Consider the following 5,398-nt stretch of genomic DNA (forward strand, 5'->3'; position numbering starts at 1 on the left):
GGATCGAGCGCCGGGCGGCCGTTGTCGGCGCAGTACAGGTGCGAAACCTTCGCTCGGATGAACTCGAAATCCACCGCCGCATCGATCTTGCGCAGCAGGTGATCCTGCGGCACCAGCATCTCCAGCGTCACCATCTCCAGTTCCTGCTGCGCAGGTGTCGGGCTCTTGAGCATCCCGCCATTAAAAAGCACAAAACCCTCGCAACGCGAGGGCTTGAGGGTTTGTCAGCAGCCTGAAAGCCCCGCGCATGCGGGGCTTGTCGACGAGAGGCGAGAAGTGCCTACTTCTTGCGCGCCGCGATCGCCTGCTCGGCCTTCGCCACCAGGTCCGCGCCGATGGTCGACTTCCACTTGTCGTACACCGGCCGCGTCGCCTTCACGAACGCGGCGCGTTCTTCGGGTGTGAGGCTGGTCACGGTCACGCCCATGCCGGCAATTTCCTTGAGCACCGGCTTGTCGGCTTCCACCAGGCCCTTGCGCGCGATGACGATCTCTTCCTTGCCCGCGTCGATGGCGGCCTGGCGCACGATGGCCTGGTCGGCCGGCGTCCACGAAGCCCAGATTTCCTTGTTGACCACGAACACCAGCGGGTCTGCCACATAGCCCCAGGTGGTCACGAACTTCTGGCCCACGTTCTGCATCTTGAGCACGGTGAACAGGAAGAGCGGGTTCTCCTGGCCGTCGACCGCGCCGCTGGCCAGAGCCGGCTGCGCGTCGGCCCAGCTCATCTGCGTGGGGTTGGCACCCAGCGCCGTGAACATGTCGGAGTAGATGGGCGAGCCCACCACGCGGATCTTCATGCCCTTCACGTCGGCCGGCGACTTGATCGGCCGCTTCGAGTTCGTGATCTCGCGGAAACCGTTCTCGCCCCAGGCCAGCGGCACCACGCCGGCCTTGTCGAGGGTCTTGAACATGTCCTTGCCGACCTCGCCCTGCGTGAGCGCGTCGATGGCCGCGTAGTCGGGCATCAGGAAGGGCATGGAGAACAGGTTGAGCTGCTTGACCTGCGGCGACCAGTTGATGGTCGAGCCCACGGCCATGTCGATCACGCCCTGGCGCAGCGCGCTGAACTCGCGCGTCTGGTCGCCCTGAATGAGCGACACGCCCGGGTACAGCTTGATGTTGATGCGGCCCTGCGTGCGTTCCTTGACGAGGTCGGCCCAGATCTTTCCGGCCTGGCCCCATGGCGTGGGCGGGCCCAGCACCAGCGACATCTTGTATTCGGGCTTGTAGGCGGCCTGCGCCATGGCGCCGGACGAGAACATGCCCAGGGCGGTGGCTGCGGCGGCGAGGCCGAGCAGGGTGCGGCGGAATTTCATGATCAAGGTTCTCCTAACAATGGTTCTGTGACGGGACGGACGAAAGAAAGAAAGAACGAAATCAGTAGCCGAGCTTGTGCGGCAGCCAGAGCGCCAGCTGGGGGAAGGCGATGACCAGCACCATCACCACGAACATCGAGAACAGCAGCCAGCCGACCCAGCGCACCGTCTCTTCCATGCGCACGCCGGCGATGCGGCACGACACCATCAGGTTTACCGCGAGCGGCGGCGTGAATTGCCCCAGCGCCACCTTGAGTGTGAGGATCACGCCGAACCACACCGGGTCCCACTTGTAGTACTGCACGATGGGCCACAGCAGCGGCACGAAGATCAGGAAGATCGACACGCCGTCCAGGAACATGCCGACCGTGATCAGCAGCAGGATCAGCAGCGCCAGCACGCCGTACTCGCCCAGCCCCGAGTTCACGATGGCATGCGCCACCGGATCGATCACGCCCAGCGTCGACAGCGAGTAGGCAAAGATGCCGGCGAGCGACACCACGATCAGGATCACCGCCGAGAGCTCGCCCGACTCGCGCAGGATCACGAACAGATCGCGGACCTTGATCGTGCGATGCACCACCATGCCCACGAAAAGCCCATAGAACACAGCCACCACGGCCGCCTCGGTGGGCGTGAACCAGCCCAGGCGCATGCCGCCCAGAATCAGCACCGGCGCCGCAAGGCCCCAGCTCGCCTCGCGCAGGCTCTTCCAGAAAGCCGGGCGCGGCTGCGAAGCTTCGAGCATGCCCATGCGGTGCTTGCGCGCCAGCCACACGGCCGGGATCATGAGCGCGAGGCCCGCGAGCAGGCCGGGGATCATGCCGGCGGCGAAGAGCGCGGGCACCGAAGCATTGGGCACCAGCACCGAATAGACGATGAAGGCCACCGAGGGAGGAATCAGGATGTCGGTGGCCGCCGCCGCGCCCACCACGCTGGCCGCGAAGGGGCCCGGGTAGCCCGCGCGGGCCATCGCCGCGATCATCACGCCGCCCACCGCTGCGGCCGTGGCCGGACCGGAGCCCGAGATGCCGCCCATGAACATCGCCACCGCAATGGTCACCAGAGGCAGCATGCCGGGGCCGCGCCCCACGATGGCAATGGCAAAGTTCACGAGGCGCAGCGCCACGCCCGAGCGGTCGAAGATGGAACCGACCAGCACGAACATCGGAATGGCCAGCAGCGGATATTTGCCCAGGCCCGCATAGAAGTTCTGCGGCACGGCCAGCAGGCCGAACCACTGCGCGTCGCTGTTGGCCAGCGCGATGCAGGCGGCGCCCGCAAGCCCCAGCGCGGCGCCGATGGGCACGCCCACCAGCATCATCACGACGAAGGCGACGAAGAGCAGGGTGGCGATCACGATGCGTCGCCCTTGCTGTCCGAGTCGTAATTCGTCTCGCGCCCGCGCCGGATCATGAGGCCCACGGCCCGCAGCGCGATGGCGAAGGACACGATGGGCAGCCACATCGAATACCACCAGGCGGGCAGGCCGATGCCGGGCGTGGTCTCTTCGAAGCGGTAGTCGTCCCACACCATGCGGATGCTGAGCGCGCCGATGAGCGTGAAGAGCACCGCGATCATCAGCGCGCCGAACTGCGCCAGCCGCTTGCGCCGCGCCATCGAGCCGCTTTCGGAGAAGTACTCGATGCGGATGTGCCGGTCGCGCGCCACGGCGGCCGAGCCGGCCACCAGCGCCAGCATGATCATCAGGAACACCGAGAACTCTTCCGTCCAGGCGAAGGAAGAATCGGTGAAGTAGCGGACGATGACGTTGGCAAAGGTGATGAGCGCTAGTGCGCCCATGATGATGACCGTGAGCCAGTCCTCGATGGCAAGGGGAACCTTGGTCGGTTCGTCTGCGGCTTCGATGTCGGGGGGAAGGGGGCTGGCGGCGTCCAGCGTGGGGCCGGACTCGGGTGGAGTTGTCATCGCAGGATGGTCAGTGAGGCACGCACGAACGCCATGTCACCGGGCGGACGCCGGGACGCGTTCCGTACACCTCGACAGGGAAACTGTTACCGATGCTAGGGGGTCCATGACCATTCATGTATCGGGGGTTTCCTTAGCCGCTTGGCCTGGGGCTGGCTCTTGGAGCGGCTTTCGGGGCGTGTGCACAGGGCGCCGGGTACTCCCCTCCGCGAATGTCCCCCCGGCCTTCGGCCTCCTCCTTTATTTCGCTGCGGGGAGTACCCGGCGCTCTGTGCATGGGGAGTGCGGCTATTGAGGCTAACGCTGTGGTGGGTTGCAGATGAGCGTGCGTGGGTTCGAATCCCGCAACCTGGGTCGGATGGTGACGTCCGCAGAGGCTTTACCTGACGCGGAGATTGTGTCGACGCTGTCGACCGAATTGAGCAGGAGCCACCTGTTAGCCATCTTGGCGCTCAAGACGACCCATGGCCCGACGTCAGTTTCCTACGCATATGGAGGATCCGAAATGAGCTGCCTCCATTTATGCAGCGGGAGCAAACTGTCTTGGACGGTGCTGCATCAAGGCCGAGCGATCTGCCCCAAGGCAGCCGTTAGCGACCGTACCTCATTGCTACCCGATCCATGGGACTCGTAGGCAAGCAGTTTCCCGGCTGAGGAACTCTCGTTGTCGGTTAATGACCATGGAGCGACTTCGGGTTTGTTCGATGTGGGGCGTGTCTCGCGACTACCAATTTCTCGGTATTGATCAAGCACGGTTTCGAGAGCGAAATTCAAACCAGCGGACCCGTTCACGGCGTATTAGAGGCGCGTGCTCGGTTTCATTTTTCACCATACTCGACCCGAATGTGGTCTTTATGACTATGCATGCAGCAGCGCTTCGTCTGTTTCTTGCCGAATGTACGGCGACCTCTCTCAAGAAGGAAGTTGAGCTAAAGGGTTCGTTGGCGAGTGCTCTGCAAGTTCGCCACAAGATTCGAGATACCGATCTAGAAAAACTGTTTGGTCTGGCTGACGAGGCGCCCCCAGACACATACAGGCGGCACTACTACGTCTACACGCTGCAGTTGTTCTCTGGTTCGGCGTACAGCACCTTTTCTTCGATCGTGAGCGCTCCAGCTGGCACGTTGGCGAACGTCCTGGTCAAGCCTCATTGGGATCCTTTGAAGACGCACAGACTCGGTTCCATCTACGACCAAGAGCCAATGAACCTGTTCCCGGGTTGGTCGCTTACCAATGCGCGAAACAACCAAGTGATGCTCGATCCTCATCTGCTGATGCTTCACTCAGACGGCGGGATATCTACCGATCTCAATGGGAAGGTATCGTCCAAGGCGACGAGCCGCACTATTGGCATGCAGGTTTCTGGGGCGCTGCGTTCGGAAGACGAGCAAATGACGGAAGATCGATTGAAGGGGGGAACGCTACCTGGTCTTCAGCAAATTTATTCCCCGTATAGCAATAAGCTGAAAAAGAGCGAACCTCAGATGCTGAAGACTTTGGGAAAGCTGAGCGGTGATGAAAGTAGGGCATATGACAACACCAAAGCGATCAAGAAGTTTGAGAAGATCATGGATGAGATGAGAAAAACGACAATTGCGGGCGACTCACATTACAACCTCTTGTCGGGTAGCTTGCTGAACCAAAAGTTGACTAGCTCAGCTTTGTTGAGTGCGCGGAAATACTGGACCCATCACCGTAGCACTGCTGAGAGAGAGATCGAAACCGTGATCAAGGGGTTGCGCACAAAGGGCGCGCAAGAGCATGCAATGACGTTGCGCCATCACACGCCTCGCTGATTCGATCAAAAAGGCGTAGTCCGTGTCGGTAAGGGTTGTTCTATTCGGAAGTGTCGGCTGGCAGATGGGATGTTCTCATGCCTCTGGTTATCGTCGACTCGGCCGCCTGCTTCAGACTGAGGCTGTGTGGAAACAGCTGCATTGATGGGGTGCGCAAGATCCGTTGGGCCGGCTGACTCAGTTCCTACCGGAACTCTCGGCCGTCTCTACAAGACGCGAGTCGGCTCCTACGACTTCATCTCTGCAATCAGGGTGCTTGCGCCGAGGATCTTGATTGCTCGCTTGAGGTTGTAGGCCAGAACCTGCAGATTCATCTCGGTTTTCACGTTCGGCAAGGTCTTCGTCAGGAAGTGCG

At 61.8% G+C, this 5,398-nt stretch carries 4 protein-coding genes and 1 pseudogene; 1 reads left to right on the forward strand and 4 read right to left on the reverse strand.

Going from position 1 to position 5,398, the window contains the following annotated elements; genetic code table 11:
* The 4 genes and pseudogenes from QMO14_RS32645 to QMO14_RS32660 all read right to left on the reverse strand — a co-directional run.
* Positions 1 to 173, reverse strand: a pseudogene (locus tag QMO14_RS32645) (IS5/IS1182 family transposase); the annotation flags it as partial.
* A 107-nt stretch (positions 174 to 280) separates the two neighbouring features.
* Positions 281 to 1,318, reverse strand: a complete 1,038-nt coding sequence (locus tag QMO14_RS32650; protein ID WP_301512265.1) for a DctP family TRAP transporter solute-binding subunit — start codon at positions 1,316 to 1,318, stop codon at positions 281 to 283.
* Between the two features lie 61 nt (positions 1,319 to 1,379).
* Entirely contained in the window at positions 1,380 to 2,678 is a 1,299-nt protein-coding gene (locus QMO14_RS32655) for a TRAP transporter large permease (protein WP_301512266.1), read from the reverse strand.
* A complete protein-coding gene (locus QMO14_RS32660) occupies positions 2,675 to 3,247 on the reverse strand; it encodes a TRAP transporter small permease (protein ID WP_301512267.1) in 573 nt (190 codons plus the stop codon). Before QMO14_RS32660 ends, QMO14_RS32655 begins: the two co-directional genes overlap by 4 nt.
* Before the next feature lie 713 nt (positions 3,248 to 3,960).
* Here QMO14_RS32660 and QMO14_RS32665 point away from each other — a divergent pair.
* A complete protein-coding gene (locus tag QMO14_RS32665) occupies positions 3,961 to 5,043 on the forward strand; it encodes a hypothetical protein (RefSeq protein WP_301512268.1) in 1,083 nt (360 codons plus the stop codon).
* The last annotated feature ends 355 nt before the right edge of the window (positions 5,044 to 5,398 follow it).

It is taken from the genome of Variovorax sp. CAN15 (genome assembly GCF_030462475.1).
Classification (GTDB): Bacteria; Pseudomonadota; Gammaproteobacteria; order Burkholderiales; family Burkholderiaceae_C; genus Variovorax.

What these genes read in the sequence shown, in the direction of transcription:
- QMO14_RS32650 (WP_301512265.1), bottom strand. Translation starts at nt 1,318, where the DNA reads ATGAAATTCCGCCGCACCCTGCTCGGCCTCGCCGCCGCAGCCACCGCC.
- QMO14_RS32660 (WP_301512267.1), bottom strand. Translation starts at nt 3,247, where the DNA reads ATGACAACTCCACCCGAGTCCGGCCCCACGCTGGACGCCGCCAGCCCC.